Origin of the sequence: Halioglobus maricola (assembly GCF_009388985.1) — a bacterium.
In the GTDB taxonomy this organism is placed as follows: domain Bacteria; phylum Pseudomonadota; class Gammaproteobacteria; order Pseudomonadales; family Halieaceae; genus Halioglobus; species Halioglobus maricola.
Genome location: NZ_CP036422.1, coordinates 3,492,064 through 3,517,457 on the forward strand (window position 1 = coordinate 3,492,064; position 25,394 = coordinate 3,517,457).

General features: G+C 55.1%; 41 protein-coding genes. 10 read left to right on the forward strand and 31 right to left on the reverse strand.

Annotated features, from left to right (window positions below):
• Positions 1–15 precede the first annotated feature (15 nt).
• Positions 16–747 (forward strand): LytR/AlgR family response regulator transcription factor, encoded by a 732-nt coding sequence (locus tag EY643_RS15810; protein ID WP_153240135.1) that lies wholly within the window; start codon positions 16–18, stop codon positions 745–747.
• 4 nt (positions 748–751) lie between these two features.
• Here the strand turns inward: EY643_RS15810 and EY643_RS15815 are convergent, their stop codons facing one another.
• Complete coding sequence (locus EY643_RS15815; RefSeq protein WP_153240136.1) at positions 752–1,003, reverse strand: DUF6316 family protein; 252 nt, start codon at positions 1,001–1,003, stop codon at positions 752–754.
• A 171-nt stretch (positions 1,004–1,174) separates the two neighbouring features.
• Here EY643_RS15815 and EY643_RS15820 point away from each other — a divergent pair, with 171 nt between their 5' ends.
• From EY643_RS15820 to EY643_RS15855, 8 genes are all read left to right on the forward strand, one after another.
• Positions 1,175–2,245 (forward strand): sensor histidine kinase, encoded by a 1,071-nt coding sequence (locus tag EY643_RS15820; RefSeq protein ID WP_153240137.1) that lies wholly within the window; start codon positions 1,175–1,177, stop codon positions 2,243–2,245.
• A gap of 124 nt (positions 2,246–2,369) precedes the next feature.
• Positions 2,370–2,969, forward strand: a complete 600-nt coding sequence (locus tag EY643_RS15825; protein WP_153240138.1) for a GspH/FimT family pseudopilin — start codon at positions 2,370–2,372, stop codon at positions 2,967–2,969.
• A complete protein-coding gene (gene pilV / locus EY643_RS15830) occupies positions 2,953–3,576 on the forward strand; it encodes a type IV pilus modification protein PilV (protein WP_153240139.1) in 624 nt (207 codons plus the stop codon). Before EY643_RS15825 ends, pilV begins: the two co-directional genes overlap by 17 nt.
• Positions 3,573–4,583, forward strand: a complete 1,011-nt coding sequence (locus tag EY643_RS15835; protein ID WP_153241091.1) for a PilW family protein — start codon at positions 3,573–3,575, stop codon at positions 4,581–4,583. The genes pilV and EY643_RS15835 overlap by 4 nt, the downstream gene beginning before the upstream one ends.
• The gene (locus EY643_RS15840; protein WP_153240140.1) at positions 4,583–5,098 is read left to right on the forward strand and encodes a pilus assembly PilX family protein; all 516 of its coding nucleotides are present in this window, start codon (positions 4,583–4,585) and stop codon (positions 5,096–5,098) included. The genes EY643_RS15835 and EY643_RS15840 overlap by 1 nt, the downstream gene beginning before the upstream one ends.
• Positions 5,099–5,161: 63 nt before the next feature.
• Positions 5,162–9,235: a pilus assembly protein gene (locus EY643_RS15845; protein WP_153240141.1), complete on the forward strand. Its 4,074-nt coding sequence runs from the start codon at positions 5,162–5,164 to the stop codon at positions 9,233–9,235.
• Between the two features lie 2 nt (positions 9,236–9,237).
• Positions 9,238–9,708: a type IV pilin protein gene (locus EY643_RS15850; RefSeq protein WP_276612653.1), complete on the forward strand. Its 471-nt coding sequence runs from the start codon at positions 9,238–9,240 to the stop codon at positions 9,706–9,708.
• A 19-nt stretch (positions 9,709–9,727) separates the two neighbouring features.
• A complete protein-coding gene (locus EY643_RS15855; protein ID WP_153240142.1) occupies positions 9,728–10,039 on the forward strand; it encodes a hypothetical protein in 312 nt (103 codons plus the stop codon).
• Positions 10,040–10,130: 91 nt separating this feature from the next.
• Here the strand turns inward: EY643_RS15855 and rplQ are convergent, their stop codons facing one another.
• From rplQ to EY643_RS16005, 30 genes are all read right to left on the reverse strand, one after another.
• Entirely contained in the window at positions 10,131–10,517 is a 387-nt protein-coding gene (gene rplQ, locus EY643_RS15860; protein WP_153240143.1) for a 50S ribosomal protein L17, read from the reverse strand.
• A 61-nt stretch (positions 10,518–10,578) separates the two neighbouring features.
• Entirely contained in the window at positions 10,579–11,583 is a 1,005-nt protein-coding gene (locus EY643_RS15865) for a DNA-directed RNA polymerase subunit alpha (RefSeq protein ID WP_153240144.1), read from the reverse strand.
• A 34-nt stretch (positions 11,584–11,617) separates the two neighbouring features.
• Positions 11,618–12,238 carry a 30S ribosomal protein S4 gene (gene rpsD / locus EY643_RS15870; protein ID WP_153240145.1) on the reverse strand — a complete coding sequence of 207 codons (621 nt, stop codon included), beginning with the start codon at positions 12,236–12,238 and terminating at the stop codon, positions 11,618–11,620.
• Positions 12,239–12,252: 14 nt separating this feature from the next.
• On the reverse strand, positions 12,253–12,645 hold the full coding sequence (gene rpsK / locus EY643_RS15875; RefSeq protein WP_066055329.1) for a 30S ribosomal protein S11: 393 nt from the start codon (positions 12,643–12,645) through the stop codon (positions 12,253–12,255).
• Positions 12,646–12,748: 103 nt separating this feature from the next.
• Positions 12,749–13,105, reverse strand: coding sequence for a 30S ribosomal protein S13 (gene rpsM / locus EY643_RS15880; RefSeq protein ID WP_153240146.1), 357 nt, complete (start codon positions 13,103–13,105; stop codon positions 12,749–12,751).
• Positions 13,106–13,254: 149 nt separating this feature from the next.
• Positions 13,255–13,371, reverse strand: a complete 117-nt coding sequence (gene rpmJ, locus EY643_RS15885) for a 50S ribosomal protein L36 (RefSeq protein ID WP_066055334.1) — start codon at positions 13,369–13,371, stop codon at positions 13,255–13,257.
• Between the two features lie 26 nt (positions 13,372–13,397).
• Positions 13,398–14,726, reverse strand: coding sequence for a preprotein translocase subunit SecY (gene secY / locus EY643_RS15890; protein ID WP_153240147.1), 1,329 nt, complete (start codon positions 14,724–14,726; stop codon positions 13,398–13,400).
• Complete coding sequence (gene rplO, locus EY643_RS15895; RefSeq protein WP_153241093.1) at positions 14,727–15,161, reverse strand: 50S ribosomal protein L15; 435 nt, start codon at positions 15,159–15,161, stop codon at positions 14,727–14,729.
• 15 nt (positions 15,162–15,176) lie between these two features.
• A complete protein-coding gene (gene rpmD, locus EY643_RS15900) occupies positions 15,177–15,359 on the reverse strand; it encodes a 50S ribosomal protein L30 (RefSeq protein ID WP_153240148.1) in 183 nt (60 codons plus the stop codon).
• 18 nt (positions 15,360–15,377) lie between these two features.
• Positions 15,378–15,893: a 30S ribosomal protein S5 gene (gene rpsE, locus EY643_RS15905; protein WP_153240149.1), complete on the reverse strand. Its 516-nt coding sequence runs from the start codon at positions 15,891–15,893 to the stop codon at positions 15,378–15,380.
• A 12-nt stretch (positions 15,894–15,905) separates the two neighbouring features.
• Positions 15,906–16,256: a 50S ribosomal protein L18 gene (rplR, locus tag EY643_RS15910; RefSeq protein WP_153240150.1), complete on the reverse strand. Its 351-nt coding sequence runs from the start codon at positions 16,254–16,256 to the stop codon at positions 15,906–15,908.
• A 10-nt stretch (positions 16,257–16,266) separates the two neighbouring features.
• Entirely contained in the window at positions 16,267–16,791 is a 525-nt protein-coding gene (gene rplF, locus EY643_RS15915; protein WP_153240151.1) for a 50S ribosomal protein L6, read from the reverse strand.
• Between the two features lie 32 nt (positions 16,792–16,823).
• Complete coding sequence (gene rpsH / locus EY643_RS15920; protein ID WP_153240152.1) at positions 16,824–17,219, reverse strand: 30S ribosomal protein S8; 396 nt, start codon at positions 17,217–17,219, stop codon at positions 16,824–16,826.
• A 15-nt stretch (positions 17,220–17,234) separates the two neighbouring features.
• The gene (gene rpsN, locus EY643_RS15925; RefSeq protein WP_153240153.1) at positions 17,235–17,540 is read right to left on the reverse strand and encodes a 30S ribosomal protein S14; all 306 of its coding nucleotides are present in this window, start codon (positions 17,538–17,540) and stop codon (positions 17,235–17,237) included.
• A 12-nt stretch (positions 17,541–17,552) separates the two neighbouring features.
• Positions 17,553–18,092, reverse strand: a complete 540-nt coding sequence (gene rplE, locus EY643_RS15930; RefSeq protein ID WP_153240154.1) for a 50S ribosomal protein L5 — start codon at positions 18,090–18,092, stop codon at positions 17,553–17,555.
• A gap of 25 nt (positions 18,093–18,117) precedes the next feature.
• On the reverse strand, positions 18,118–18,429 hold the full coding sequence (gene rplX / locus EY643_RS15935) for a 50S ribosomal protein L24 (protein WP_153240155.1): 312 nt from the start codon (positions 18,427–18,429) through the stop codon (positions 18,118–18,120).
• Between the two features lie 21 nt (positions 18,430–18,450).
• A complete protein-coding gene (gene rplN / locus EY643_RS15940; RefSeq protein WP_153240156.1) occupies positions 18,451–18,819 on the reverse strand; it encodes a 50S ribosomal protein L14 in 369 nt (122 codons plus the stop codon).
• Between the two features lie 55 nt (positions 18,820–18,874).
• The gene (gene rpsQ, locus EY643_RS15945; protein ID WP_153240157.1) at positions 18,875–19,141 is read right to left on the reverse strand and encodes a 30S ribosomal protein S17; all 267 of its coding nucleotides are present in this window, start codon (positions 19,139–19,141) and stop codon (positions 18,875–18,877) included.
• 2 nt (positions 19,142–19,143) lie between these two features.
• Positions 19,144–19,335: a 50S ribosomal protein L29 gene (rpmC, locus tag EY643_RS15950; RefSeq protein ID WP_153240158.1), complete on the reverse strand. Its 192-nt coding sequence runs from the start codon at positions 19,333–19,335 to the stop codon at positions 19,144–19,146.
• A complete protein-coding gene (rplP, locus tag EY643_RS15955) occupies positions 19,335–19,748 on the reverse strand; it encodes a 50S ribosomal protein L16 (RefSeq protein WP_153240159.1) in 414 nt (137 codons plus the stop codon). Before rplP ends, rpmC begins: the two co-directional genes overlap by 1 nt.
• An 11-nt stretch (positions 19,749–19,759) precedes the next feature.
• Positions 19,760–20,425 (reverse strand): 30S ribosomal protein S3, encoded by a 666-nt coding sequence (gene rpsC / locus EY643_RS15960; protein ID WP_153240160.1) that lies wholly within the window; start codon positions 20,423–20,425, stop codon positions 19,760–19,762.
• 12 nt (positions 20,426–20,437) lie between these two features.
• On the reverse strand, positions 20,438–20,776 hold the full coding sequence (gene rplV, locus EY643_RS15965; RefSeq protein ID WP_153240161.1) for a 50S ribosomal protein L22: 339 nt from the start codon (positions 20,774–20,776) through the stop codon (positions 20,438–20,440).
• Between the two features lie 24 nt (positions 20,777–20,800).
• A complete protein-coding gene (rpsS, locus tag EY643_RS15970) occupies positions 20,801–21,076 on the reverse strand; it encodes a 30S ribosomal protein S19 (RefSeq protein ID WP_066055377.1) in 276 nt (91 codons plus the stop codon).
• A gap of 29 nt (positions 21,077–21,105) precedes the next feature.
• On the reverse strand, positions 21,106–21,933 hold the full coding sequence (gene rplB / locus EY643_RS15975) for a 50S ribosomal protein L2 (protein WP_153240162.1): 828 nt from the start codon (positions 21,931–21,933) through the stop codon (positions 21,106–21,108).
• Between the two features lie 14 nt (positions 21,934–21,947).
• Complete coding sequence (rplW, locus tag EY643_RS15980) at positions 21,948–22,244, reverse strand: 50S ribosomal protein L23 (protein WP_153240163.1); 297 nt, start codon at positions 22,242–22,244, stop codon at positions 21,948–21,950.
• On the reverse strand, positions 22,241–22,858 hold the full coding sequence (rplD, locus tag EY643_RS15985; RefSeq protein WP_153240164.1) for a 50S ribosomal protein L4: 618 nt from the start codon (positions 22,856–22,858) through the stop codon (positions 22,241–22,243). Before rplD ends, rplW begins: the two co-directional genes overlap by 4 nt.
• 18 nt (positions 22,859–22,876) lie before the next feature.
• Positions 22,877–23,512, reverse strand: a complete 636-nt coding sequence (gene rplC, locus EY643_RS15990; RefSeq protein WP_153240165.1) for a 50S ribosomal protein L3 — start codon at positions 23,510–23,512, stop codon at positions 22,877–22,879.
• Positions 23,513–23,642: 130 nt separating this feature from the next.
• A complete protein-coding gene (rpsJ, locus tag EY643_RS15995) occupies positions 23,643–23,954 on the reverse strand; it encodes a 30S ribosomal protein S10 (protein WP_117955610.1) in 312 nt (103 codons plus the stop codon).
• A 289-nt stretch (positions 23,955–24,243) separates the two neighbouring features.
• Positions 24,244–24,561 (reverse strand): TraR/DksA family transcriptional regulator, encoded by a 318-nt coding sequence (locus EY643_RS16000; protein ID WP_153240166.1) that lies wholly within the window; start codon positions 24,559–24,561, stop codon positions 24,244–24,246.
• A gap of 2 nt (positions 24,562–24,563) precedes the next feature.
• The gene (locus EY643_RS16005) at positions 24,564–24,803 is read right to left on the reverse strand and encodes an HP1242/YdcH family protein (RefSeq protein WP_153240167.1); all 240 of its coding nucleotides are present in this window, start codon (positions 24,801–24,803) and stop codon (positions 24,564–24,566) included.
• 199 nt (positions 24,804–25,002) lie between these two features.
• Between EY643_RS16005 and EY643_RS16010 the strand changes: the two genes are divergently transcribed.
• Entirely contained in the window at positions 25,003–25,368 is a 366-nt protein-coding gene (locus EY643_RS16010; RefSeq protein WP_153241094.1) for an NINE protein, read from the forward strand.
• Positions 25,369–25,394: the final 26 nt, after the last annotated feature.

Consider the following 25,394-nt stretch of genomic DNA (forward strand, 5'->3'; position numbering starts at 1 on the left):
CCGCCCGGGCCGAACATGAAGATTCTGGTCGTCGATGACGAGCAACTGGCCCGGGAGCGATTGCTGCGCTTGCTCGGAAAGCTGCGGCCTGGCGCTGAATGTCTGGAAGCCAGCGACGGCATTACAGCGCTGCAAATGGCACGCCAGCACGGCCCGGAGCTGATACTGCTGGATATCCAGATGCCCGGTAGCAACGGCATTGAAGTCGCCGCCGCACTTGCTGAGCTGGAAGCGCCCCCAGCGATTATTTTCTGCACCGCCTATGACGAATATGCGCTCGAGGCTTTCCAACACCAGGCCGTCGCCTACCTGCTGAAGCCCGTGCGCGAAGCTGACCTGGAAAAAGCACTGCTGACGGCGGGCAAGATCAACCGCATGCAGCTGGCGGAACTCAGTGGCCGCGAAGAGAGCGACGTTGAACTGATCTCCAGCCAAACCCACCGCGGTGTCGAATCACTTCCGCTGAAGGATATCCGCTGTTTCATTGCCGAGCACAAGTATGTGACTGCTCATACGCCCCGCTCGGAGCTGATCGTTCAACAAAGCCTCCGTGAACTGGAGGACACCTATGGTGACCGGTTCCTACGTGTGCATCGCAACACTCTGGTGGCGGTATCGCATATCCAAAAACTGGAACGGGACGAGGATGGCAGTTGGCGGGTAGTACTGGAAGGTATGCATGAAAGGCCGATAGTAAGCCGAAGGCATCTGAGCCAGGCCAAGGCAAGAGTGGCGAGGCCGCAGTAAAGCGCTATTTGGGTTTCAGCGACCAGTCGTCGTGACCCGCGCTAAAATCATCTGTTGTAGCCTGGGCATCAAGAATCCCTGAATTTGCGACCTTGATATACGTTTCCAGCCGCGCCTGGGCCTGCAATTTGTCGCCGAAAGGCCCTTCAGTGGAGCCCTCGCGCGTGGTAAAAAACCATTGACCGTTGTGTTCAAAAAAGCGATCTGTCTGGAACCAGGACTTATCACTTTTGTCACTTTTACGCCGATCGTTCATGGAGCTCAGGGCCTGGAGTCAGTACTGCGGAGGGGAAGCAAGAACTGTAGCACAAGGATTTAGTGTCACCCGTGAAAAACTGAGAACCAGGTCACACTTTTTGCCGCCGCTGGACGCGCTGCAGCTGCCGGTCCATTATGGAATTCAAATCGAAATGCAGGGAGGCGGCGCATGTCCGCAGGGTTGCCGGCAAACGGCAGCAATAACGGCACAGCTCACAGCAAGGGGAGCGAGCTCTTCATTCCCAACCTGTGCAGCCCCCAGCCCGTGCTCTTCATGGTACTGCTCACCGAATTGGTAGTGCTGGTCCATGTCCTCGCCGGCAGCGGGCTGAGGGCATTTGACTGGACATTGTTTGCTGGAATTTCACTGCTGGCCCAGTGGGTGGTGTTACTGACCGCCGCCCTGCTCTGCTGGCTGCGCGTTCCGCTCAGCCGGTTCGCCCTGCCCATTGTGTCCGCCCTGTGCCTGTTGCTCATCAGCGTTATTACCGCGGCCAGCAGCGCCCTCGCCCAGGCCCTGCTGGGCCCACTGCTGGATATCCCACCGGACTGGAGTTGGGTGGGGCGCAATATCCTCATCGCCAATGTGCTGGGCGGCATTGCCCTGCGCTATTTCTACCTGCAACAACAGCTGCAGATCCAGCAGCGAGCGGAGCTGCAGGCCAGGCTGGATTCGTTGCGCGCCCGCATCCGGCCCCACTTCCTGTTCAACACACTCAACAGCATTGCGAGCCTGATCGAAACGCGCCCGGAACGTGCCGAACGCGCGGTCGAGGACCTCGCCGAATTGTTTCGCGCCACGCTCAAGGAAAGCAGCGCCAGCACCACCGTGGCGGACGAAATCCGACTACTCGAGCTGTATCTGGACATCGAGCAACTGAGATTGGGCGAACGCCTTGCCATCAACTGGGCGATCCAGCCCGGCTGCGAGGAACTGCCGATGCCGTCACTACTGCTGCAGCCACTGGTAGAAAACGCGGTTTATCACGGTGTGGCCTGTATCCCCGAGGGCGGCACAATTGAGATACAGGTGTCCGCGGAGGAAGAGCATCTGTACGCCCGGATTGAGAACCCGCTACCCGCCGAGGCGACCCCCTCGGAGGGCAACCAGATCGGGCTTGCCAATGTTGGCCTGCGCCTACAGGCCATGTACGGTGAGGACGCCTCTATCGCTGCAGACCAGGCCGCCGGCCGATTCATCGTAGAGCTGAACTATCCCGCCAGAAAAATAAGTGACTAAAATCACATTTTTCCTTTGATTCTCGCCGCTTATCGCGGTTTCTTACCGTTTATCAATCCACTTGTTGCTTGTCCCGAGCCAGTTCCTACACTAGTTTTGGGGATAAGCACTGCAGGAGTGCATCTTGCTCGAACTACAAAGACAGAAGAACACGCCAACAGCTGCCCGGAGTGAAGGTTTCACCCTGATCGAGCTGATGGTCGTGCTCGCAGTGCTGGCGGCACTGCTGCTAGTGGCCGCACCCGGCCTCGCCGACCTTATTCGCAACAACCAGATGGTTACGGATGTGTACGCACTGCGCGCAACTCTCAACAATGCGCGCTCCGAGGCTATCACCCGCCGTGCGCCGGTGGTGGTCTGTCCATCCAGTGATGGCGCCACATGCCTTGCGTCCAATGATTGGAGCAATGGTTACATCACTTTCGTCGCTATGAATAACAATACTGCACCCGACCCCAACGACCCGGACGAGGAACTCATCCAGTGGGAACCCAGGGACAGGGCTATGAACATTTTTTACAGCAACTCAGAGCAACAAGTGATTTTCAATGCTCGCGGTACAGCACTGGATTACGAGGGCACCTTTGAATTTTGTGATGAGCGTGGCACCGAAGATGCCCGCGCGCTGATCCTCAATCCGGTGGGCTCGGTTAGCTCAGCCACTGATACCGACACCAATGGCATAGTCAACGATCACGGAGGCGCAGATGTCACCTGCAGCTAATATGCATTCGCGTCACCAGCAAAAAGGCATGACCCTGATCGAAGCCTTGATCGCTGCGGTTATCCTCGCCATCGGTATTCTCGGCATTGTCAGCCTGCTCGGAATCTCAAAAGTGGCACAGCACGATACCGTGCAGCGCACCCGGGCAGTCTCTCTGGCAGACGATCTGCTCGAACGGATTAGAAGAAACCCTGAAGGTGTGAGCGAATATATTAACTACAACCCGCTGAACGGCAGCAGTGCACCGAGCATTGGCGCAGATTGCACCACAACTACGTGCTCCGCTGAAGACCTCGCCAAATTCGACCTCGACGACTGGGACAACTTGCTCTCAGGTGCTGCAGTGACTGCTCCGGACCCTAACGGCGCCGCCAGCAATACCGCCGTACTGCCCAACGTCGCTGCCTGCGTCAATTTCACCGCGGACACCGGCAAGGTCAATACCGGCATCGTAGACGTTGTTATTCAGTGGCGAGGCCTCAGCGAAACGTTTGATGCAGCCGATGGCGATACGATTTGTGGTACTGACTGGAGCGACGAAGAAAAGCCCTATCGCCGCCAGGTTGTGATCAGAAGCTTTATCCTGGATGAGGAAGACCTGTTATGAGCCAAGGGGCAACACTGCGCCGTTTCGCGCGAGATCAGGGGGGCTTCTCGCTGATCGAATTTATGGTGGCCATGGTTCTGGGAATCATCGTCATCGCTGGCGCTGTCTCAGTTTATGTCGCTTCGAAGCGCTCTCTCACCGAGGTGGACCAGGTGGCGGGCATCTCGGAAAACGGCCAATTTGCCATGCAAATGATCGGTTATTCCGCAAAACATGTGGGTTTTTTTGGTGGAACATACTTTCAGGACATCACTCAGGACGGCTCGCTGGGCACCACGATTGTCAACGACTGCACTGGTGACGCTGCCGCCTACGACACAGACACCTCCCTGCTGGCCATGACGGTTGGCAGTGACAATACCGCGTTTGGCTGCATTACCGATGCGCGCGAAAATACCGATGTACTGGTCATCAAAAACGTCGTTCCCGCACCCATCGCCGCCGACCCGAATGATGCAACCGGCAACACCTTCCCCGCCGGCTCGATCGATCCAGAGACCACGTATATTCTGGCTAATACCGAAGTGGCACTGATGATTGATGGCGCGGACACCCTGCCAGATGTCGGCGCGGGTGCGACTTACGCCCTGGCTGCAGCCTGGCCCTACAACGTGGAAATATACTACGTACGAGATACTGATACTCCCACCCTGAGCCGGCTCACGCTAGGCTGGAACGGGACGGCTATGGCAATGCAGCGCCAGGACCTGGTTCAGGGCGTTGAGGATATGCGCCTGCTATTTGGCTTTGACACCAACAATGACGGCACTGCTGACACCATGGCGGGCGACCCCAACGAAGTGGGCAGCACCGACTGGGACCAGGCTACCTCGATGCAGGCCTACTTGCTGCTGCGTGCCGAAAATGATGATTACGACTACACCAACGAAAAAACCTACACATTGGGAGACCGGCAGGTAACTCCGAATGACACCTTCCGCAGGGTATTGCTGCACGCTGACATCACGCTGCGTAACCCTCGAATTCTTCTCCGGGGAGGCGCGTGATGCGAACCGAAATCTCTCACAATCAACGTCAGTCCGGCGTTGCCCTGGTAACAGCACTGCTGTTCCTGCTGGTCGTCACCATCATTGCTGTGACCGCCGCCAACAACAGCGCACTAGGGTTGAAAATGTCTACGAATATGCAGGATTCCTACCAGTCGTTTCAGGCAGCTGAAGCCGGTATCTATGGCGTACTGTCACTCGCAGGCTCCAGTACTGAGCCCTTTGATCGACGCACTCAGGTCTCCGATCCTTTCGCCGGGTTGTCAGCTTCCCACCCTTTGCGCAACCTGGCTGATGACCCCAACAGCCCGGTGATAGACAACATTGATACGGATGTCTTGCTGTTGGGCGTAGATCGATCTTGCCCTCGCCCTCCCGGCTCGAGAGGCGGCAACAGCGTTGGGCTGTTTGATTGCGACTTCTACCGCATACAGTCAGAACACAACGAACCCGGCCGCGCCAGAACCCGTGTGGAACTCGGCGTGGTGAAAACCGTCATCGGCTCCAGTGGCTGATAACACCAAATTCTATGTTGCCGGCACCGCCGGCACTCGTTACATGTAGTGGAGGATTCTCCCATGGCAGCAAAACTGAATCGCGCATTGGCCGCAGTACCGCTTGTCGCAGCTATGGCCGCGGCAAGCCTGATTGGCCCGGCCCAGGCTGACGATACCGAGATCTACAAAGCAGTATTCAGCTCGGATACCGGTTACAAGCCCCAGGTCATCATCCTGTTCGACGACTCTGGATCCATGCGCAATACTCAGAGCACCAAGCCACGCTACGATGGCGACACCAACTACAGCGACGACGGCTCTATTCCGGCCAATCGAATTTATTGGTCCACCGATGGGGATGTGCCGGAGGTCGGCAGTAGCCAGTGGTTCACCGCGGACGCGAACCAGTGCGCAACCTCGACCGACCGCCTGGACGACAAAGGCTTCTTCCTCGCCAGTGGCGCATTACGCTGGTATGACCCTGAGGATGATGTCGATACCTGCGGACCCTATTATTGCGCAGACGGCAGCCATACCTACTATGAATTTGATCCAACCGGTGGCACCCAGAACAACGCATGCTGGACAACTTCATCGATCACTACGCCTGCCGATGTCTGGGTAGAAGACGATAACGATACCCTTGTTAGCTCCTTTTTCGGACCTTACTGCGACGACCCCGATCTCGGACTGTTTGATGACTTTTTCTCTGGCCACTCTACAGTTCTCGAAGTAGACGGAACCGACGGTTGCTACGACTTAGTCGAATCCGGTGCGTCCACCTCAGGCTATGTAGCAAGAGGAGACGATGACGACGGAAGCTGCCCCTCCCCCGAAGTTTATATTGATGGTGGCGGCACTAGTGGCTGCTTCGAGTACGTCACGGGCGAAGTCGGTGAAGAAACTGGAACCACTTACTCCTACCAGACCACCGCGATCCAGGATTGCCCTTCTGGTGTCGTCACCACCGGCGAGTGGCTCGGCCTGAGCGATGAGGTCAACACCCCTACACATGTCGAATGTTACGACGATGTCGAGGATGACAACGACAGTAACCCCAACCACGACACTGACGGTTTCCCACAGGACAACGTGAACGACGGCTCCGAATACGCAGCTACCGTGGATGAAACCGTGAGTTGGGGCAACACCTCCTACTATTTCTACACCTCCAATTACATGCGCTGGCAGCACGACACCACTGACTCGATCAGCAACACTGATAGAAGCAAACTCGACATCGCCCAGGAGGTTGTTGAGGATATCGTCTATACCACCCCTTCTGTCGATTTTGGCCTGCTCGAGTTCAACCATCAGCAGGGTGGTCGCCTGACCCAGCGCGTGATCGCTAATATGGATGATACTGACATCACCACAGATGGTGTCACCCGAGACGCGCGAGAGAACCTGATCTACCTGGTGAATGAATTGCAGCAGGGCGGCAATACGCCCATGTGTGAGTCGTTGTATGAAGCATATTTGTACCTTTCACGTTCAACACCTGAATGGTACGACAATGCCAGTAGCTCAGATGGTCACGATCCGCAGCCCTACGACAGTGCCGCGATAGTGGGCGGCGTGTATGCGCCGCCAGTGACCCCGTGTGCCAACACTTACCTGATCCTGATGACTGACGGCAAGCCCAACAAAGATGTCGGCTCCAATGATGCTATCAAAACGGTCATAGCCGAGGATCCTGACATCTCCCCGACAGGCTCAAATGGTAACTGCACGATTTACCCAGACGACGACGGCAACACCAATAGTAGCTGGAGCTTGACTGATGCCGACGGCAATACCAGCTCAGGCTCAAACGGCGGTGAGTACTGCATGCCTGAGCTGGCCGAATACATGGCCAACAATGATTTGGATGACAACGAATCTAACGGAAAGCAATATGCCAAGACCTACACCATTGGTTTTGCCACCAACCAGGAAATTCTGCAGCACACAGCGGAAAAAGGCGATGGCGCGTTCTACGAGGCTAATAATGCCCAGGCACTGCGAGATGCCTTCCGTGACGCGCTGATATCCATTCTCGCCGATGAGACAACCTTTACCTCACCCGCGGTGGCTGTTGACACCTTCACCCGGACCCAGAGCCGGAACGAGATTTTCTACGCTATGTTCGAGCCGGGCGACACTGTCGACTGGGCAGGTAATATCAAGAAACTCAATCTCGTCATCAATGATGACGGCGCCGTTCTACAGGGCGGCGACAATCAACCCGCCCTGGACGAAAATACCGGCGAGTTTCTCTCCACCGCTGTAACTGTATGGAGTACCGAGGCAGATGGCGGCACGGTTACCAAGGGAGGCGTTGGTGGCCTACTTGCTGCTCTGCCCGATTTGTCAGTGCGAAACCTCTACATCAACACCGGCACAAACGGTGCGCTGGAGGCCTTTAATACCACCAATATCGATGCTGACGCGATGGGTGTTGGCAGTGACAGCGCCCTATATCAGCTGTTTGGCACCAACAGCGCCACTGCGTTTGCCAAGCAGATTGCCTGGGGTCAGGGCTACGATGCCTACAATGAAGATGGCGATGCGGACGTCACCGATAACCGCCCATGGATCATGGGCGATATCCTCCACAGCCAACCGCTGGTGATCAACTATGGCGCGCTAGGCAGTGCGACCATAGAGAATCCAGATCTGCGCATCGTGGCGGGTACCAATGCCGGCTGGATACACATGTTCGGCAATACCGACGGGCATGAAGACTGGGCTTTCTTCCCCAAGGAACTGGCCTCGAAAATGGCTGCGCGCCGCGCCGATGCTGAGAGCGCACAGAACGTCTACGGCATGGACCTGACCGCTACGCTATACACAAGCGATATTGGTCTGGACGGAACAATTGACTCGTCCGATGGCGACAAGGCATTTATCTTTATGGGACAGCGTCGTGGTGGCAAGGCCTACTATGCTCTAGACGTCTCAAACCCCGATGTGCCAGCGTTTAAATGGATGATAGACAACAGCACCGCCGGATACGACGAGTTGGGTATGACGTTCTCGCAACCGATCGTCACGTTTATCCCCGGCTATGTAGACGCTAACGGTTACTCCAAACCGGTACTTGTCTTCGGCGCAGGCTACGACACCAATAAAGACTCGACGGCCATAGGCAGCGTAGACAACGAAGGCCGCGGCATCTTTATCGTAGACGCCGACTCCGGCGCCCTGGTTTGGAGCGTGACGCCTGGAGCAAATAGCGCAACTAACCTGAATGAACCAGATCTGAACCACTCGGTTCCAGCCCAGGTAAGCGTCCTCGACAGTAATGGCGACCGACTCACTGATCGTATTTACTTCGGCGATACCGGGGGATTCCTCTGGCGCGTGGACCTGGCGGGCAATAGCTTACCGGATTCAAATCAGGACACTTGGCTAATTACCAAAGTGGGAGACTTTAATGACGGCTCTACCCTCACAGATCGTCGATTCTTCAACGCGCCAGATATTGTCCGCATCCGAGTGGACGGACAGGCCGTCGACGCGGTAATCATCGGTACCGGAGACCGTACCAACCCGAACGGCACCGATGTGGATAATACGCTGTATATGATCCGGGATGTGGCTACCACGCCCTACTCGACGGCCGAACCCAGCGTATCAGACTGTGCCACCGACGGTTTTGTTGACTTCCGTTGCGACCTTCCGCTGACAGAAGCGGACCTGTATGACATTACTGATAATGCCATCAACGACGGTTCAGATACTGAAATGGCGGACGCTGTTGACGCACTGCAGGCAGCACATGGTTGGAAGTTTGACTTGGTGAACCTCGGCGAGAAGAGCCTGGCGCAAACCCTCTCCATTGATGGCAAGGTCTATGTACCGACGTTTACGCCTTCAAACGAGGTATTTGATGATGGTATAAGCTGCGGCCCCAGCCCCGGCACCGGCATCATGTACATCATTGATCTCTACGACGGCGAGCGAGCAGTGCTGGACATGGGCGATATTATTCCCGACACGCCCTCTCTCCACGTGGCAGAAGACGGCAAGATCCGCCTGCTCCTGCCCCCTGGAACGCCCGCCGCCAACTCGGATGAGCCTGGCGAGATTGACTGTGAAGGCGGCATCTGTGACGTCAACGAGAGCCTCAGGCCGCCCTACGGCAACTACTGGTTCCAGGAGGACTACTAGGAATGCGCACTATGATTGCAATGGCACCGCGCCGCCACTCAGGCTTCACCTTGATAGAAGTGATGATCGTGGTGATTATCGTGGGCATCCTGATGTCTGTCGCCCTGCCCTCCTATCAGGAGAGTCTGCGTAAAGGCAGACGGGCGGAAGCCAAGGCTGCCATGGCCGATGTCGCAAATCGACAGGAAGCATTCATGCTTGATCGCAGCAGCTATACTGACGACATGACCCGCCTGGGGTTCGGTGCTGACCCCTTCACCTCTGCTGAGGGGCACTACAGTATCGACTCTAGCGGTGCGTGCGATCCTAACGGCCCAAGCGATATCACCCGCTGCTATACGGTGACCGCGACACCCGTATCCGGAGGTATCCAGGACGAGGATACCCGATGCCATACGTTTAGCCTGTCATCCCGTGGCAGTAAAACAGCGCTCAAGAAAGATGGCAGCGATGCCGACGACTTATGCTGGTAACAGCTTGGAGGACATGAATATGACCATCAAAACTATTTTGCTGACAGCCGCCATCTGTTGCACAACGTCAACACTGACATTCGCCCAGTCCGGTAATGTCAGCGACTACGAATGCCAGGTGACTACTACATCTGGCGTTCGCGGTTTGATCATGCTCACTGCAGCATCAGCAAAGGTCGCTGAGGAACGCGCTGTGGGGCTCAACGCCTACACAGGTCGCGGCATCCCCGACGAGGCTGCCGAAGTGGTTGAATGCATCAACCGCACAAACGAAGAGAAATTCAGCGACTACCGTTTCGAATGGTGGTCAATGAATGAGGTTGATCGCTGAAAGCGGACCACACAGTCAGACACAAAAAAGCCGGGCAATGCCCGGCTTTTTTATTGGGCGCAGCCACTGCCACACCCGTTACAACGAGAAATCAATCCTCGTCGTCGAATGCCTCAACCTGCGGGCGATCCACCAGCTCAACGTAGGCCATAGGCGCTTTGTCGCCAGCGCGGAAACCGCACTTCATGATACGGATATAACCACCGGGACGTGACTCGTAGCGCGGGCCCAGCTCGTTGAAAAGCTTGCCTACAGCTGCCTTGTCGCGGGTGCGGTCGAAAGCCAGGCGGCGGTTAGCCACACTGTCTTTCTTGGCCAGGGTGATCAGCGGCTCAGCATAGCTGCGCAGCTCTTTCGCCTTGGGCAGGGTTGTTTTGATCAGCTCGTGCTCCACCAGGGACACAGTCATGTTGCGGAACATGGCCTTACGGTGGGAGCTGTTGCGATTCAGTTGACGTCCACTTTGACGATGACGCATTTTTCCAATCTCTCTTTTAAGGTGCTATCTCAGCACTCAGCTATTCGGTTGACCGGGGAGCTTAAACGCTCAGGACCCGGTCGTCGTTTTTCAGGCTGGCAGGCGGCCAGTTGTCCAGGCGCATGCCCAGGGACAGACCACGAGAAGCCAGTACATCCTTGATTTCGGTGAGCGACTTTTTACCCAGGTTCGGGGTCTTGAGCAGCTCAACCTCAGTGCGCTGCACCAGGTCGCCGATGTAGTAAATGTTCTCTGCCTTGAGACAGTTGGCGGAGCGAACAGTCAGTTCCAGATCGTCCACGGGGCGCAGCAGAATTGGATCTACTTCGTCCTCTTCCTCAACAGACTCAGACTCAGATTCGCTTTCCAGGTCAACGAACACGGCCAACTGCTGCTGCAGAATGGTCGCGGCGCGACGGATCGCCTCTTCCGGGTCAATAGTGCCGTTTGTCTCCAGGTCCAGAATGAGCTTGTCCAGGTCGGTGCGCTGCTCAACACGAGCGGCGTCAACAACATAAGACACACGGTGTACTGGGGAGAAAGTAGCGTCCAGCTGCAGGCGGCCAATAGAGCGCGTTTCCTCTTCCGGATTCTCACGGGAATCAGCGGGAGAGTAGCCGCGGCCACGAGCCACAGTCAGCTTCATGTTAATTTCGCTGTCGCCATTAAGGTGGCAGATAACGTGGTCCGGGTTGCGGATCTCGATATCGTGGTCAACCTGAATGTCGCCGGCAGTTACTGCACCTGGGCCTTTCTTGCTCAGGGTCAGTTCAGCCTCGTCCTTGCCGTTCATCACCAGGGCAACGCCCTTGAGGTTCAGCAGGATTTCGATAACGTCTTCATTAACACCTTCGATTGCACTGTACTCGTGCAATACGCCGTCTATCTCCACCTCGGTGATTGCACAACCGGGCATGGAGGACAGCAGGATACGGCGCAGGGCGTTACCCAGAGTGTGGCCAAAGCCACGCTCAAGGGGTTCCAGGGTTACCTGGGCGCGAGTCGCGTTCTTCTCGTCAACGTTGATCACACGCGGGGTCAAAAATTCAGTCACTGCACTCTGCATACGGGGCACCTTTGTAGGTTATTCCTAACGTGGATTACTTGGAGTAAAGCTCGACGATCAGGTTTTCGTTGATCTCGCTGGAGAGATCTGCACGATCGGGTACTGACTTAAAAGTACCTTCCAGCTTCTCAGAGTTAACTTCAATCCACTCGGGTTCGCCGCGCTGAGCAGCCAGGGCCAGTGCAGACTGAACACGCAGCTGCTTCTTGGCCTTTTCACGCAGGGAGACAACGTCTCCTGCCTTAACCTGGTAGGAAGCAATGTTCACTACCTGGCCGTTTACCAGGATTGCTTTGTGGGCTACCAGCTGACGGGATTCGGAGCGGGTAGAGCCAAAGCCCATGCGATAAACAACGTTATCCAGACGGGATTCCAGCAACTGCAGCAGGTTTTCGCCGGTAGCGCCTTTCAGGCGGGCGGCTTCCTTGTAGTAGTTGCGGAATTGCTTTTCCAGAACACCGTAGATACGACGTACTTTTTGCTTCTCACGGAGCTGTACACCGTAGTCAGACAGGCGGCCGCGACGGGCGCCGTGCTGGCCTGGCTGGGTTTCTGCTTTACACTTGCTTTCGAGTGCGCGCACACCGCTTTTCAGGAACAGGTCTGTTCCTTCACGACGGGAGAGCTTGCACTTGGGTCCAATATATCGAGCCATGTCTAGTTCTTCCTTTATACGCGACGTTTTTTGGGCGGACGGCAGCCGTTGTGGGGAATCGGCGTAACATCGGTGATGTTGCTGATCTTGTAACCACAGGCGTTCAGTGCGCGGACGGCAGATTCACGACCAGGGCCGGGGCCCTTGACCTGCACATCCAGATTCTTGAGACCATATTCCTTGGCCGCTTCACCAGCACGCTCTGCTGCAACCTGGGCTGCGAACGGGGTGCTTTTGCGTGAACCACGGAAACCAGAGCCACCTGCGGTAGCCCAGCTCAGGGTATTGCCCTGACGGTCGGTGATAGTAATGATGGTGTTGTTGAAGGACGCATGCACATGCGCGATTCCATCGACAACAGTCTTGGTGATTTTCTTACGAGTGCCTTTGGCACCTGGCTTAGCCATATCGTAGTTCCTACTTTAATATCGACACTGCACACGGTGCAGCTACACTAAAAAGGATTCGCTGTAGTAGGCCGTCAGGCCTCGAAAACTCTGCTAGAGCTCCTTACTTGCGAATCGGCTTACGCGGGCCCTTACGGGTACGCGCGTTGGTCTTGGTGCGTTGACCGCGCAGCGGGAGGCCGCGACGGTGACGCAGGCCGCGGTTGCAGCCCAGGTCCATCAAACGCTTGATGTTCATTGAGACTTCACGGCGAAGGTCACCCTCGACGGACATCTCAGCCACTTTCCCACGCAGTGAGTCCATCTGCTCTTCAGACAGTTCGCCAATCTTGGCGTTCTCTGCAACGCCGGTAGCGGCACAGAGTTCTTTAGCAGTGGTGCGACCTACACCAAAAATGTAAGTCAGTGAGATAACAGCATGCTTGTTATCAGGTATGTTGACGCCGGCAATACGAGCCATCCAACTTTCTCCAATTACTTTCTTCGTCGCTAGACTGCGGTTTGCGCAAGCCTATGATTTTTCTCGGTTTTCCGAAAATTACCACGAGGTGCGCGCGAAAGGCGCAGCATTCTAGCGATATCGTGACTAAAAATCAACTACGCCTGGAATTAACCCTGACGCTGCTTGTGACGCGGATCGGTGTTGCAGATTACCCGCACTACACCGTTGCGGCGCACAACTTTACAGTTGCGGCAGATCTTCTTTACTGATGCACGTACTTTCATCGTTACTACTCCGTATCATCCGACGCTTAACGAACGCGACCGGAACTACCAATATTTTTCAGGTTGGCCTTTTTCATCACCGAATCGTACTGGTGAGACATCAGATGACTCTGCACCTGGGCCATAAAGTCCATCACCACGACAACCACAATCAACAGTGAGGTGCCGCCGAGATAGAACGGCACGTTAGCCGTTACTACCAGGAACTGAGGTATCAGACACACAATCGCGATATACGCAGAGCCAAATACCGTCAGCCGAGTCAGCACGCCATCGATATAGTTGGCGGTCTGCTGACCGGGGCGAATACCAGGTACAAAAGCACCGGATCGCTTCAGGTTGTCCGCTACTTCTGACGGGTTAAACATCAACGCCGTGTAGAAGAAGCAGAAGAACACAATAAATACCGTGAACAACAAAATGTTCAGCGGTTGGCCGGGACCAATCGCCACGGCGAGGTCCTGCAACCAATCAGCACCACCTTCGCCAGAGCCAAACCACTGGGCAATGGACGCAGGAAACAGCAGAATGCTACTCGCGAAAATAGCCGGGATAACACCCGCCATGTTCACTTTCAGGGGCAGATGCGAGCTCTGCGCCTGGTACATCTTGCGGCCTTGCTGACGCTTGGCGTAATTCACCGTGATGCGGCGCTGGCCTCGCTCGATAAAGATAATCGCAAAGATCATCACAATCGCGAACGCCAGGATGCCCAGTAGCAGCAGGATATTCAGCTCACCCTGGCGCGCTTGCTCCAGAGATTGGCCAATCGCAGCAGGCAATCCCGCTACGATACCGGCGAAGATCAACAGCGAAATACCGTTGCCCACGCCTTTTTCCGTAATCTGCTCACCGAGCCACATCATGAAGACTGCGCCGGTTACCAGGGAAGTAATGGCAATCACATAAAACAGCAGTGATGTGTCGTAACTCATACCCTGATTGGCCATACCCACGGTCATACCAGTGGCCTGGATAATAGCCAGCACTACTGTCAGGTAGCGCGTGTACTGACTGATCTTACGGCGGCCAGACTCGCCTTCTTTCTTCAACTGTTCCAGTTGGGGCGTCACCGCCGCCATCAGCTGCATGATGATCGATGCAGAGATGTAAGGCATGATGCCCAGCGCCAGGATCGACATACGCTCCAGAGCGCCACCGGAAAACATGTTGGCCAGACCAAGGATGGTTCCCTGTTGCTGGTTAAACAGTGCCTGCAGTTGGTTAGGGTCAATTCCCGGAACAGGGATATGCGTCCCGATCCGATAAACGATAATTGCCAGTAAGACAAAACGAAGGCGAGCAAATAGCTCGCCCATGCCTGCCTTGTTTACTGAAGGCGCCTGTCCCGCCATTTATTCCTCGATCTTCCCGCCAGCTTTCTCGATAGCTTCGCGGGCACCTTTGGTGACCGCCAGGCCTTTGACAGTAACTGCCTTGCTCAGTTCGCCTGAAAGGAAAACGCGAGCGCGGGTTACGTCCTGCTTGACCAGATCGGCAGCCTTCAGGGCTTCCAGGTCGATTACTTCAGCTTCAACCGCATTCAGCTCACCGAGACGGATCTGCGCAGTAGTGCGCGCGATGCGAGAGGTGAAGCCGTACTTCGGCAGGCGCTTCTGCAGCGGCATCTGGCCACCCTCGAAACCGGGACGAACACTGCCGCCGGAACGAGACTTCTGACCTTTGTGACCACGGCCGGCAGTTTTGCCGTTGCCGGAGCCGATACCGCGACCAACGCGCTTGCTGTTTTTCCGAGCACCAGGTGCGGGGCTCAGAGTATTCAGTCGCATTACTTCTGACATGATTTAGTCCTCAACCCGTACCAGGTAGTTAACTTTGTTGATCATGCCGCGAACGGAAGGAGTATCTTCCACTTCAACGGTATGACCAATTCGACGCAGACCGAGGCCGGCAACGCACGCCTTGTGGTTCTTAAGGCGGCCGTTAGCGCTCTTGACCTGGGTAACTTTGATCATTGCTTTTGCCATGACGAATCAACCCAATACTTAGTTCAAAATTTCTTCGACAGACTTGCCGCGCTTGGCAGCAACGTCTTCGGGAGCAGCCATATCACGCAGACCGTTAAAGGTCGCGCGAACCACGTTCACCGGATTGGTGGAACCGTAGGCTTTGGCCAGTACATTGTGTACACCGGCGATTTCCAACACGGCGCGCATCGCACCACCGGCGATAACGCCAGTACCTTCGGATGCAGGCTGCATGTATACCTTGGAAGCGCCGTGAGTGGCGGTTACAGGGTACTGGATAGTGCCGTCGTTCAGCTCTACCTGAATCATGTTGCGACGGGCAGCTTCCATTGCTTTCTGGATGGCGACTGGCACTTCACGCGCCTTGCCACGGCCGAAGCCAACTTTGCCATTGCCATCGCCTACTACAGTCAGTGCGGTGAAACCGAAGATACGGCCACCTTTAACTACTTTAGCTACGCGGTTGACCTGTACCAGCTTCTCTTGGAGATCGCCTTCGGTCTGCTGCTGCTTTTTCTGGTCGTTAAAAGCCATTTACTCGTACCCTTAGAATTCCAGTCCACTTTCACGGGCGGCGTCGGCAAGAGCCTTTACACGACCGTGATACTTGTAACCTGCGCGGTCGAAGGCAACTTTCTCGATGCCTGCGGCCTTGGCGCGCTCTGCAACCAACTTGCCGACAGCTGCGGCAGCGTCAGTGTTGCTTGTAGCGCCTTTGCGCAGTTGGGCGTCCAGGGTAGAAGCGCTGGCCAGTACCTTGTCACCTTGCGGTGCAATTACCTGGGCATAAATATGCCGAGGAGTACGGTGCACGCTCAGGCGGTTAACACCCAGGGTACGCATACGGGCGCGAGCGCGACGTGCGCGACGCAGCCTTGAATCATTCTTTGCACTCATCTCAACTTACCTACTTTTTCTTGGCTTCTTTACGACGGACATATTCGTCAGCGTAACGAATACCTTTACCCTTGTAAGGCTCGGGCGGACGGAAGCTGCGAATTTCGGCAGCTGCCTGGCCTACGGCCTGCTTGTCGATACCCTTGACCACGATCTCGGTCTGGCTGGGAGTTTCCGCGGAAACGCCCTCGGGCAGTACATAGTCGACAGGGTGGGACAAACCCACGGTCAGGTTGACGGTCTTGCCGGAAGCTTTGGCACGGTAACCAACACCGTTGAGAACCAGCTTCTTCTCCCAGCCTTCGCTGACGCCCTTGACCATATTGTTTACCAGTGCGCGAGTTGTACCGGCAATAGCTCGGCGGTTCGCGTCATAGGCTACGGTCAAGACGTTGTCATCCTGGTTTACCTGCACGCCATCGGCCAGTGACATGGCCAGCGTACCTTTGCTGCCTTTGACGGAGAGGTCTTGACCATCGATCTTGACCTCAACGCCGCTCGGCAGTGATACCGGATTATTTGCGACTCTAGACATTGTGAATGCTCTTTAAATCTAACGTTAAAAAATCAGAATACTGTGCAAAGCACTTCGCCACCGACACCGGCAGCGCGCGCAGCGCGTTCAGTCATCACACCTTTGGAGGTGGATACGATCGCTACACCCAAACCACCGCGAACGGAGGGGAAACCATCTTTACCTGCGTAGCTACGCAGACCGGGACGGCTGATACGATCGATTTCTGCGATTACGGGCTTGCCCTGGTAGTACTTCAGCTCAATGGCCAAACGGGGCTTGCCGGAATCAGTAGTGGCGTTGAAGTCAGCGATGTAGCCTTCTTCCTTCAACACATTGGCAACAGCAGCTTTCAGCTTGGAACCAGGCATTTCTACACCGGTCTTACCAGCCATCTGTGCGTTGCGAATACGGGTCAGCATATCTGACAGCGGATCTTGCATGCTCATTTCAATATCTCTCCGTTACCAGCTGGCTTTAACGAGGCCAGGCACATCACCGCGCATAGCTGCTTCACGCAACTTGTTACGGCTCAGGCCAAACTTACGATATACCGCGTGGGGACGGCCGGTGAGCTGACAGCGACGCTGCTGGCGAACCGGGCTGGCGTCACGGGGCAGCTTCTGCAGGGCGATCTGTGCGTCCCACTTCTCTTCGTCAGAGGCGTTCACATCAGCGATAATCGCTTTCAGTGAGGCGCGCTTCTGAGCGTATTTAGCTACCAGACGTGCACGCTTGTTCTCACGCGCAATCATAGATTTCTTAGCCATGAATAAAGCCTCTTAACCTTTCAGGGGGAAGTTGAAAGCACGCAACAGTGCGCGGCCTTCATCGTCCGTACGAGCGGAAGTAGTGATAGTGATATCCATGCCGCGCAGGGCATCTACCTTGTCGTAGTCAATTTCAGGGAAGATGATCTGTTCAGTCACACCCATTGCGAAGTTGCCGCGGCCGTCGAAAGACTTGGGGCTGATGCCACGGAAGTCACGGATACGGGGAATCGCGATGCTGATCAGACGATCCAGGAACTCATACATACGCTCAGAGCGTAGAGTTACCTTACAACCAATAGGCCAGGCCTCACGCACCTTAAAGCCCGCGATTGATTTACGCGCCTTGGTGACCACTACTTTCTGACCGGAGATTTTCTCCATGTCAGCAACAGCGGCTTCGAGAACCTTTTTGTCGCCCAGTGCTTCACCAACACCCATGTTCAGGGTGATTTTGGTGATACGGGGAACTTCCATTACGTTATCCAGACCCAGCTCTTCTTTCAGCTGAGCTGCGATCTCGTTTTTGTACTTGTCTTGCAAAGTTGCCATTTCTTTTACCTGTTAACCCTTGCGCTTAGCTAATCGCTTCGCCACTGGATTTAAAGATACGAATCTTGCTTTCGCCTTCGACTTTGAAGCCCACACGATCGGCCTTGCCGGTAGTGGGGTTAAAGATCGCCACATTAGAAACCTGAATGGGCGCTTCTTTTTCCACGATACCGCCAGCAACACCCGCTTGGGGGTTGGGCTTGGTGTGCTTCTTCATCATGTTGATACCGGATACGATCAGTTTGTCGTTATCCAGCACCTTGCGAACCTTGCCGCGCTTACCCTTGTCCTTACCGGCCAGGATAATCACTTCGTCATCGCTTTTGATCTTCAACATTTCTCTATCCTCTCCTCGGCCTTAAATAACTTCAGGGGCCAGGGAAATAATCTTCATGAACTTTTCGCCACGCAGTTCGCGAGTTACCGGCCCGAAGATACGGGTGCCGATAGGCGCGTCCTGGTTGTTCAGCAGAACTGCAGCATTGTCGTCAAACTTGATCAGGGAACCGTCGCCTCGGCGAACACCCTTCTTTGTCCGAACCACAACAGCAGTCATCACCTGGCCTTTCTTAACCTTGCCGCGGGGAATAGCTTCCTTAACGGTCACCTTAATCAGGTCACCTACACGCGCGTAGCGACGCTTGGAACCGCCCAGCACCTTGATGCACATCACACGACGTGCGCCACTGTTATCTGCGACTTCCAAATACGACTGTGTCTGAATCATCTCTTACTCCAAACTGCGGTTTATCACCGCAAAATCTCTGTCCTGTGCCCGGTGCTTAGACCGCGGCGGCGCTCTCTACTACTTCTACCAGTTTCCAGGTCTTGCTCTTGGAAATCGGACGAGACTCGGCAACAGTTACAGTGTCACCCATTCCGCACTGGTTGTTCTCATCGTGCGCATGGATCTTGGAAGAACGAGTAATGTATTTGCCATACACAGGGTGCTTGACCCGGCGCTCGACCAATACAGTGATCGTCTTATCCATCTTGTTGCTGACAACCCGACCGGTTGCCGTACGTGTACGATTTTCTGCAGCTGACATATTTAGTTACCTGCCTTCTGTGTAAGTACAGTCTTAACGCGCGCGATGTCGCGCTGGTTCTGCTTGAGCAAGTGTGTCTGCCCCAGCTGACCAGTAGACGACTGCATACGCAGCTTGAACTGCTCTTCACGCAACTCAAGCAACTGCTTGTTCAGGTCCTCAGCGGACTTTTCACGCAATTCGCTAGCTTTCATCACATCACCGACCGTTTAACAAATGTTGTGGCAACCGGAATCTTGGCAGCAGCGAGCTCAAACGCTTCACGCGCCAGCTCTTCAGATACGCCCTGTACTTCGTAAAGTACTTTGCCGGGCTGAACCTGGGCTACCCAGTATTCAACGTTACCTTTACCTTTACCCTGACGTACTTCCAACGGCTTGCCTGTAATAGGCTTGTCGGGGAAGACACGAATCCAGATTTTACCGCCACGTTTAATGTGACGAGTCATAGCACGACGAGCCGCTTCAATCTGGCGCGCTGTAACGCGGCCGCGACCTGTCGCTTTCAAACCGTATTCGCCAAAACTCACTTTGCTGCCGCGATGGGCAAGGCCGCGGTTACGACCTTTCTGAGTTTTGCGAAATTTTGTACGCTTTGGTTGAAGCATCTGCGTAACCCTTAATTAGTTGCTGACTTCTTCTCGTTGGCTTCGTCGCCACCGATAACTTCGCCTTTGAAGATCCAAACCTTCACACCAATGATGCCGTAGGTAGTGGCGGCTTCGTAGGTTGCGTAGTCAATGTCGGCGCGCAGGGTGTGCAGAGGCACACGACCTTCGCGGTACCATTCAGTACGCGCGATTTCAGCACCGCCCAGACGGCCACCTACCTGGATCTTGATACCTTCGGCGCCCTGGCGCATGGCATTCTGTACGACGCGCTTCATAGCGCGACGGAACATAACGCGACGCTCCAGCTGCTGAGCTACGTTCTGAGCTACCAGCTTGGCATCCAGATCCGGCTTGCGGATCTCTTCGATGTTGATGTGCACAGGCACACCCATCTGCTTGGTGAGTTCCTTGCGCAGTGCGTCAACATCTTCACCCTTCTTGCCAATCACGATACCGGGACGAGCAGTGTGGATGGTGATGCGAGCAGTCTGTGCAGGGCGCTCGATTACAACGCGGCTTACAGATGCGTGATCCAAAGCCTTTTCGATGTATGCGCGCACTTCCAGATCAGTAATTAACTGCTTGGAGTAGTTTTTGCTGTCGGCGTACCAGATAGAGTTATGGTCTTTAACAATACCCAGGCGGATACCGACGGGATGTACTTTCTGACCCATGTCTTGGTCTCCTTAGCCTTCGTCGTCCGCAACTTTCACAGTAATGTGACAGCTACGCTTCAAAATTCGGTCTGCGCGACCCTTCGCACGGGGGCGCAGGCGCTTCATGGTCATGCCTTCGTCAACAAAAACAGTAGAGACTTTAAGTTCGTCTACATCTGCGCCTTCGTTGTTCTCGGCATTGGCAATCGCAGAGTCAAGGATCTTCTTGACGATGTGAGCTGCCTTCTTGTTGCTGAATTCCAGCAGGTTCAGCGCTTCTTCCACAGGCTTGCCGCGGACCTGGTCAGCGACCAGACGGGCTTTCTGCGCGGAGATACGCGCGCCTTTCAGTCTTGCTGCAACTTCCATTTCCTAAACCTCGTTACGCAGCGCTTAGCGCTTCGCCTTCTTGTCTACGATATGGCCTTTGAAGGTGCGGGTTACTGCGAACTCGCCCAACTTGTGGCCAACCATGTCTTCGTTAATCAGTACAGGTACGTGCTGACGACCGTTGTGAACGGCGATAGTCAGACCAACCATGTCCGGAGAAACCATTGAACGGCGCGACCAGGTCTTAATCGGACGACGATCGTTGCTTTCAAGCGCGGTTTCTACCTTCTTCATCAGGTGCAGGTCGATAAAAGGACCTTTTTTAAGTGAACGCGGCACAATCTATTCCTCTAATCTCTAGTCAACCGTTACTTCTTACCGCGGCGACGCACGATAAGTTTGTCGGTACGCTTGTTCTTGCGTGTCTTGTAACCCTTGGTAGGAGTACCCCATGGGCTGACCGGATGACGGCCACCTGAAGTACGGCCTTCACCACCACCATGGGGGTGATCAACCGGGTTCATCGCAACACCGCGAACTGTCGGGCGAACACCGCGCCAGCGTGCGGCACCAGCTTTACCCAATTTACGCAGGCTGTGCTCTGAGTTGGACACTTCACCCAGGGTAGCGCGACAGTCAGCCAGTACCTTACGCATCTCGCCGGAGCGCAGACGCAGGGTGGCGTATTGACCTTCGCGAGCAACCAGCTGAACCGAAGCACCAGCGGAGCGAGCTATCTGAGCGCCTTTACCAGGCTTCAACTCAATCGCGTGCACAACAGAACCCACTGGGATGTTGCGCAGCGGCAGGCAGTTGCCTGTCTTGATCGGTGCAGCGGAACCGGACTGCAGAACGTCACCGGCTTTCACGCCCTTGGGGGCAATGATGTAGCGACGCTCACCGTCGGCGAACAACATCAGCGCAATGTGCGCAGTGCGGTTCGGATCGTATTCCAGACGCTCAACCTTGGCGGGAATACCGTCCTTGGTGCGTTTGAAATCGATAACACGGTAGTGCTGCTTGTGACCACCGCCAACGTGACGTGTGGTGATACGACCGTTGTTGTTGCGGCCACCGTTGCGGCTCTGCTTTTCCAGCAAAGGCTTATGCGGTGCACCTTTGTGCAGATCCTCACTGACAACGCGGACGACGTGACGACGACCGGGTGAAGTGGGCTTACTCTTCATTACTGCCATGGTGATCCGACTCCTTACTCAACAGTCGCAAAGTCGATGTCTTGACCCTGCTCCAGTCGTACATATGCTTTCTTCCAGGTCGGCTTCGCGCTGGCACCGAAACGGTTGCGCTTTACCTTGCCCTTCACCTTGAGGGTGCAGACATTGTCGACCTTGACCTTAAACAGCTGCTCGACAGATTTCTTGATCTCTGCCTTGGTTGCGTCAACGGCAACCTTGAAAACAAACTGGTTGTTCTCATCAGCCACGATGGCGGCCTTTTCGGAAACGTGCGGGCCTACCAACACTTGGAATACGCGCTCCTGGTTCATCCCAGCATCTCCTCAAACTTCTTCACTGCATCAACAGTGACAATCACTTTGTCGTGAGCGATCAGGCTGACAGGATCGACACCATCTACATCACGTACATCAACCTTGTGCAGGTTGCGAGACGCCAGGTAGAGGTTCTCACCTACTTCAGTGGAAACGATCAAAGCGCTCTCCACACCGAATTCGCCCAGCTGCTGAACCAGCAACTTGGTTTTGGGCTGTTCCAGATCCAGGCTCTCTACCACTACCAGACGATCCTGGCGCGCGAGCTCAGACATAATGGTGCGCAGCCCTGCGCGATACATCTTGCGATTCACTTTCTGGCCGTGATCCTGCGGCTGGGCCGCGAAGGTCACACCACCGGAACGCCAGATGGGAGAACGGATAGTTCCCGCACGAGCGCGACCGGTGCCTTTCTGGCGCCAGGGCTTCTTGCCACCGCCAGAAACCGCAGCGCGGTTCTTCTGGGCACGAGTGCCCTGGCGAGCGCCTGCCAAAAAGGCAGTAACAACCTGGTGAACCAGGTCTTCGTTGTACTCTTTAGCGAAGGCAACATCAGAAACAGACACTTTGCCTGCTTCTACATTACCCGGCTTAACTACATTCAGTTCCACGTTAGAGACCCCCTAACCTTATGCCTTGATGGTGGGGCGTACGACGACGTCACCACCGGGAGCACCTGGTACGGCACCCTTAATGAGCAGCAAATTGCGCTCGGCATCAACACGGACGATTTCCAGACCCTGGGTAGTTACCTGTTCGGCACCCATGTGGCCCGCCATCTTCTTGCCCTTGAATACACGACCAGGTGTTTGACACTGACCGATAGAACCAGGGGCACGGTGTGAAATAGAGTTACCATGCGTGGCGTCCTGCATGGCAAAGTTCCAGCGCTTAACACCGCCCTGAAAACCTTTACCCTTGGACTTACCAGTAACATCCACAATCTGGCCAGCTTCAAAACGCTCGACAGTCAGCTCGGAGCCAACTTCAGGCGCTTCGTCTGCTGTTTCCAGACGGAATTCCGACAGGCTAACGCCTGCTTCGACACCCGCTTTCGCGAAATGTCCCGCTTCGGATTTACTCACTTTAGAGGCCTTGCGGTTTCCCGCAGTGACCTGAATTGCTCGATAACCATCGGTCTCGAGCTCTTTGATTTGAGTAACGCGGTTTGGAGAAACCTCCACTACGGTTACTGGAACGGATGCGCCGTCTTCGGTAAAGACACGAGTCATACCGGACTTACGGCCGACTAAGCCAATAGCCATTTTGCTAACCTCTCAGTGTACGGGGCTACTTACCCTCTATGGCTGCCCAACCGCTCAAAAGAGTAGCTGGGCATTACACACCCGGGTCACTTAATAAGTAATCCCGAGCAGGTCTTGCTACGAATTGTCGTTAGCCAAGACTGATCTGTACTTCTACACCTGCTGCCAGGTCCAGTTTCATCAGGGCGTCTACAGTCTTCTCTGTAGGCTCCACGATGTCTAACAGACGCTTGTGCGTACGAATTTCGTACTGGTCACGTGCGTCCTTGTTTACGTGCGGGGAAACCAGCACTGTGTACTTCTCCTTCCTGGTAGGAAGGGGAATGGGGCCTTTAACCTGTGCACCAGTACGGCGCGCAGTTTCCACAATTTCCTGAGTCGACATGTCGATCAGCTTGTGGTCAAAAGCCTTGAGACGGATACGAATACGTTGATTCTGCACCTGACCTAACTCCAATCAAATAAAAAACCAGAGGCCCGCAAAGGGACCCCCCGAAAAAGGAAGCCGAATTCTAAGGATCAGCCGGGGTACTGTCAAGGCGGGTTTGGAATTAATTTAGCAGAGACGCCAGAACGGTGATTTTTACCACTTTGATGGCTCAGGTGGCACTGAGGGCAGGGCCAAAATGTAACCACTTTCCACCCAAACCGGGCGCATTATACCGACTGGTTATATAAAGACCAACGACTTACGCATACGGAAGGAAAATGGACCCCGCAGGGCCCCACTATCAGGCGTCAGCGCAGCTCACACAGCGCGTTGCCTCGGGGATTGCCTTTAGGCGACCCTCCCCGATGTCGCTACCACAAGACTCACACAGGCCGTAGGTGCCATCAGCGAGCTTATCCAGAGCAACCTGGATATCGTGCAGGGACAGGCGCGTTTCATTGCCGATGGCGTCGACCACCTCGTCGTTCTCTCGCTCCTGGGCCTGTTCCGCCGAATCGCCAGAGTGCTCCTGGGTGACATCTGCCTTGATACTGGCCAGACGCTTCTGCATCGCAGCCAGACGCTGCTCCAGTTCCGTCTTAAGTGCTTCGTAGGCCATGCTCAAGCTGCCGTAAGCATCCGGTAGAGCTCGTCCTTCAGGTGCAGGCGGCGTACCTTCGCTTCCTCTTCGGTGCGCGTCGCGACCGGCGTCACCTCGTCTTCCATCTTCTCGATGTTGGTCGTGAGCTCATGGTATTCATCAAACAAACGGCGAAAATGCGCATCGTTCATCTTTAATTCGTGAATACGATCGTGAAGATCGGGGAATTCGTGGTGTAAATCGTGGTGCTCTACGGACATACATGCTCCTCAAAAAAAGCGAATGGGGTTTACTGACTAGCCTACCGTCTTACGGGCACACAGCCATGATCCAGATCAGTATAGACAACGCACTGACCAGGCAGCCCCTTGACGGCGATAGCTGCAGCCAACACCATGGCTGGGCATTCATCACAGGAGAAGGACGTTGAACCGACAGGAAGGCACGCACTCTGTATTCATGGGCTACCTGCTGTGGATCTTCGGATTTATCGGCGCCCACCGCTTCTATTACGGCAAGCAGATCTCAGGCGCAATCTGGTTCTTCACCCTGGGCCTGTTCTTTATTGGCTGGATTATCGACCTGCTACTGATTCCCGGAATGTCGCGGGAAGCCGACCGCCGCTTCGTGCCCGGCCCGGTCGACTACGACCTCAGCTGGATTCTGCTCACCTTCCTTGGCTGGCTGGGCATACACCGCATGTATATGGGCAAGTGGTTCACCGGCATCCTCTATATGTTTACTGCCGGTTTGCTAGGCCTGGGCATTCTGTGGGACTTCCTGACCCTTAACGAACAGCTCTCGGACGTCAACGAAGACTACTGACCAGCCAAGGCGCCGCCCCCCCCCGA

Excerpts from the sequence above, each read along its gene's own strand:
- rpsM (WP_153240146.1), bottom strand. The coding sequence starts at position 13,105 with ATGGCTCGTATTGCCGGCGTCAACATACCTGATAACAAGCATGCTGTT.
- EY643_RS16010 (WP_153241094.1), top strand. The coding sequence starts at position 25,003 with ATGGGCTACCTGCTGTGGATCTTCGGATTTATCGGCGCCCACCGCTTC.
- secY (WP_153240147.1), bottom strand. The coding sequence starts at position 14,726 with ATGGCGGGACAGGCGCCTTCAGTAAACAAGGCAGGCATGGGCGAGCTA.
- rpsN (WP_153240153.1), bottom strand. The coding sequence starts at position 17,540 with ATGGCTAAGAAATCTATGATTGCGCGTGAGAACAAGCGTGCACGTCTG.
- rplN (WP_153240156.1), bottom strand. The coding sequence starts at position 18,819 with ATGATTCAGACACAGTCGTATTTGGAAGTCGCAGATAACAGTGGCGCA.
- EY643_RS15815 (WP_153240136.1), bottom strand. The coding sequence starts at position 1,003 with ATGAACGATCGGCGTAAAAGTGACAAAAGTGATAAGTCCTGGTTCCAG.
- EY643_RS15855 (WP_153240142.1), top strand. The coding sequence starts at position 9,728 with ATGACCATCAAAACTATTTTGCTGACAGCCGCCATCTGTTGCACAACG.
- EY643_RS15840 (WP_153240140.1), top strand. The coding sequence starts at position 4,583 with ATGCGAACCGAAATCTCTCACAATCAACGTCAGTCCGGCGTTGCCCTG.
- EY643_RS15865 (WP_153240144.1), bottom strand. The coding sequence starts at position 11,583 with ATGCAGAGTGCAGTGACTGAATTTTTGACCCCGCGTGTGATCAACGTT.
- rplO (WP_153241093.1), bottom strand. The coding sequence starts at position 15,161 with ATGCGACTGAATACTCTGAGCCCCGCACCTGGTGCTCGGAAAAACAGC.
- rplQ (WP_153240143.1), bottom strand. The coding sequence starts at position 10,517 with ATGCGTCATCGTCAAAGTGGACGTCAACTGAATCGCAACAGCTCCCAC.
- rpmD (WP_153240148.1), bottom strand. The coding sequence starts at position 15,359 with ATGGCAAAAGCAATGATCAAAGTTACCCAGGTCAAGAGCGCTAACGGC.
- rpsE (WP_153240149.1), bottom strand. The coding sequence starts at position 15,893 with ATGGCTTTTAACGACCAGAAAAAGCAGCAGCAGACCGAAGGCGATCTC.
- rplW (WP_153240163.1), bottom strand. The coding sequence starts at position 22,244 with ATGAACCAGGAGCGCGTATTCCAAGTGTTGGTAGGCCCGCACGTTTCC.
- rplC (WP_153240165.1), bottom strand. The coding sequence starts at position 23,512 with ATGGCTATTGGCTTAGTCGGCCGTAAGTCCGGTATGACTCGTGTCTTT.
- rplX (WP_153240155.1), bottom strand. The coding sequence starts at position 18,429 with ATGTTGAAGATCAAAAGCGATGACGAAGTGATTATCCTGGCCGGTAAG.
- EY643_RS15820 (WP_153240137.1), top strand. The coding sequence starts at position 1,175 with ATGTCCGCAGGGTTGCCGGCAAACGGCAGCAATAACGGCACAGCTCAC.
- EY643_RS16005 (WP_153240167.1), bottom strand. The coding sequence starts at position 24,803 with ATGTCCGTAGAGCACCACGATTTACACCACGAATTCCCCGATCTTCAC.
- rplE (WP_153240154.1), bottom strand. The coding sequence starts at position 18,092 with ATGGCAACTTTGCAAGACAAGTACAAAAACGAGATCGCAGCTCAGCTG.
- rplV (WP_153240161.1), bottom strand. The coding sequence starts at position 20,776 with ATGGAAGTTGCAGCAAGACTGAAAGGCGCGCGTATCTCCGCGCAGAAA.
- EY643_RS15850 (WP_276612653.1), top strand. The coding sequence starts at position 9,238 with ATGCGCACTATGATTGCAATGGCACCGCGCCGCCACTCAGGCTTCACC.
- rplF (WP_153240151.1), bottom strand. The coding sequence starts at position 16,791 with ATGTCTAGAGTCGCAAATAATCCGGTATCACTGCCGAGCGGCGTTGAG.
- rpsD (WP_153240145.1), bottom strand. The coding sequence starts at position 12,238 with ATGGCTCGATATATTGGACCCAAGTGCAAGCTCTCCCGTCGTGAAGGA.
- rpsC (WP_153240160.1), bottom strand. The coding sequence starts at position 20,425 with ATGGGTCAGAAAGTACATCCCGTCGGTATCCGCCTGGGTATTGTTAAA.
- EY643_RS15835 (WP_153241091.1), top strand. The coding sequence starts at position 3,573 with ATGAGCCAAGGGGCAACACTGCGCCGTTTCGCGCGAGATCAGGGGGGC.
- rpsQ (WP_153240157.1), bottom strand. The coding sequence starts at position 19,141 with ATGTCAGCTGCAGAAAATCGTACACGTACGGCAACCGGTCGGGTTGTC.
- rpsH (WP_153240152.1), bottom strand. The coding sequence starts at position 17,219 with ATGAGCATGCAAGATCCGCTGTCAGATATGCTGACCCGTATTCGCAAC.
- rplB (WP_153240162.1), bottom strand. The coding sequence starts at position 21,933 with ATGGCAGTAATGAAGAGTAAGCCCACTTCACCCGGTCGTCGTCACGTC.
- EY643_RS15845 (WP_153240141.1), top strand. The coding sequence starts at position 5,162 with ATGGCAGCAAAACTGAATCGCGCATTGGCCGCAGTACCGCTTGTCGCA.
- rpsK (WP_066055329.1), bottom strand. The coding sequence starts at position 12,645 with ATGGCTAAGCCAGGTGCCAAAGGCACTCGTAAGAAAATCACCAAGACT.
- rpmJ (WP_066055334.1), bottom strand. The coding sequence starts at position 13,371 with ATGAAAGTACGTGCATCAGTAAAGAAGATCTGCCGCAACTGTAAAGTT.
- rplP (WP_153240159.1), bottom strand. The coding sequence starts at position 19,748 with ATGCTTCAACCAAAGCGTACAAAATTTCGCAAAACTCAGAAAGGTCGT.
- EY643_RS15810 (WP_153240135.1), top strand. The coding sequence starts at position 16 with ATGAAGATTCTGGTCGTCGATGACGAGCAACTGGCCCGGGAGCGATTG.
- rpmC (WP_153240158.1), bottom strand. The coding sequence starts at position 19,335 with ATGAAAGCTAGCGAATTGCGTGAAAAGTCCGCTGAGGACCTGAACAAG.
- pilV (WP_153240139.1), top strand. The coding sequence starts at position 2,953 with ATGTCACCTGCAGCTAATATGCATTCGCGTCACCAGCAAAAAGGCATG.
- rplR (WP_153240150.1), bottom strand. The coding sequence starts at position 16,256 with ATGAGTGCAAAGAATGATTCAAGGCTGCGTCGCGCACGTCGCGCTCGC.
- EY643_RS16000 (WP_153240166.1), bottom strand. The coding sequence starts at position 24,561 with ATGGCCTACGAAGCACTTAAGACGGAACTGGAGCAGCGTCTGGCTGCG.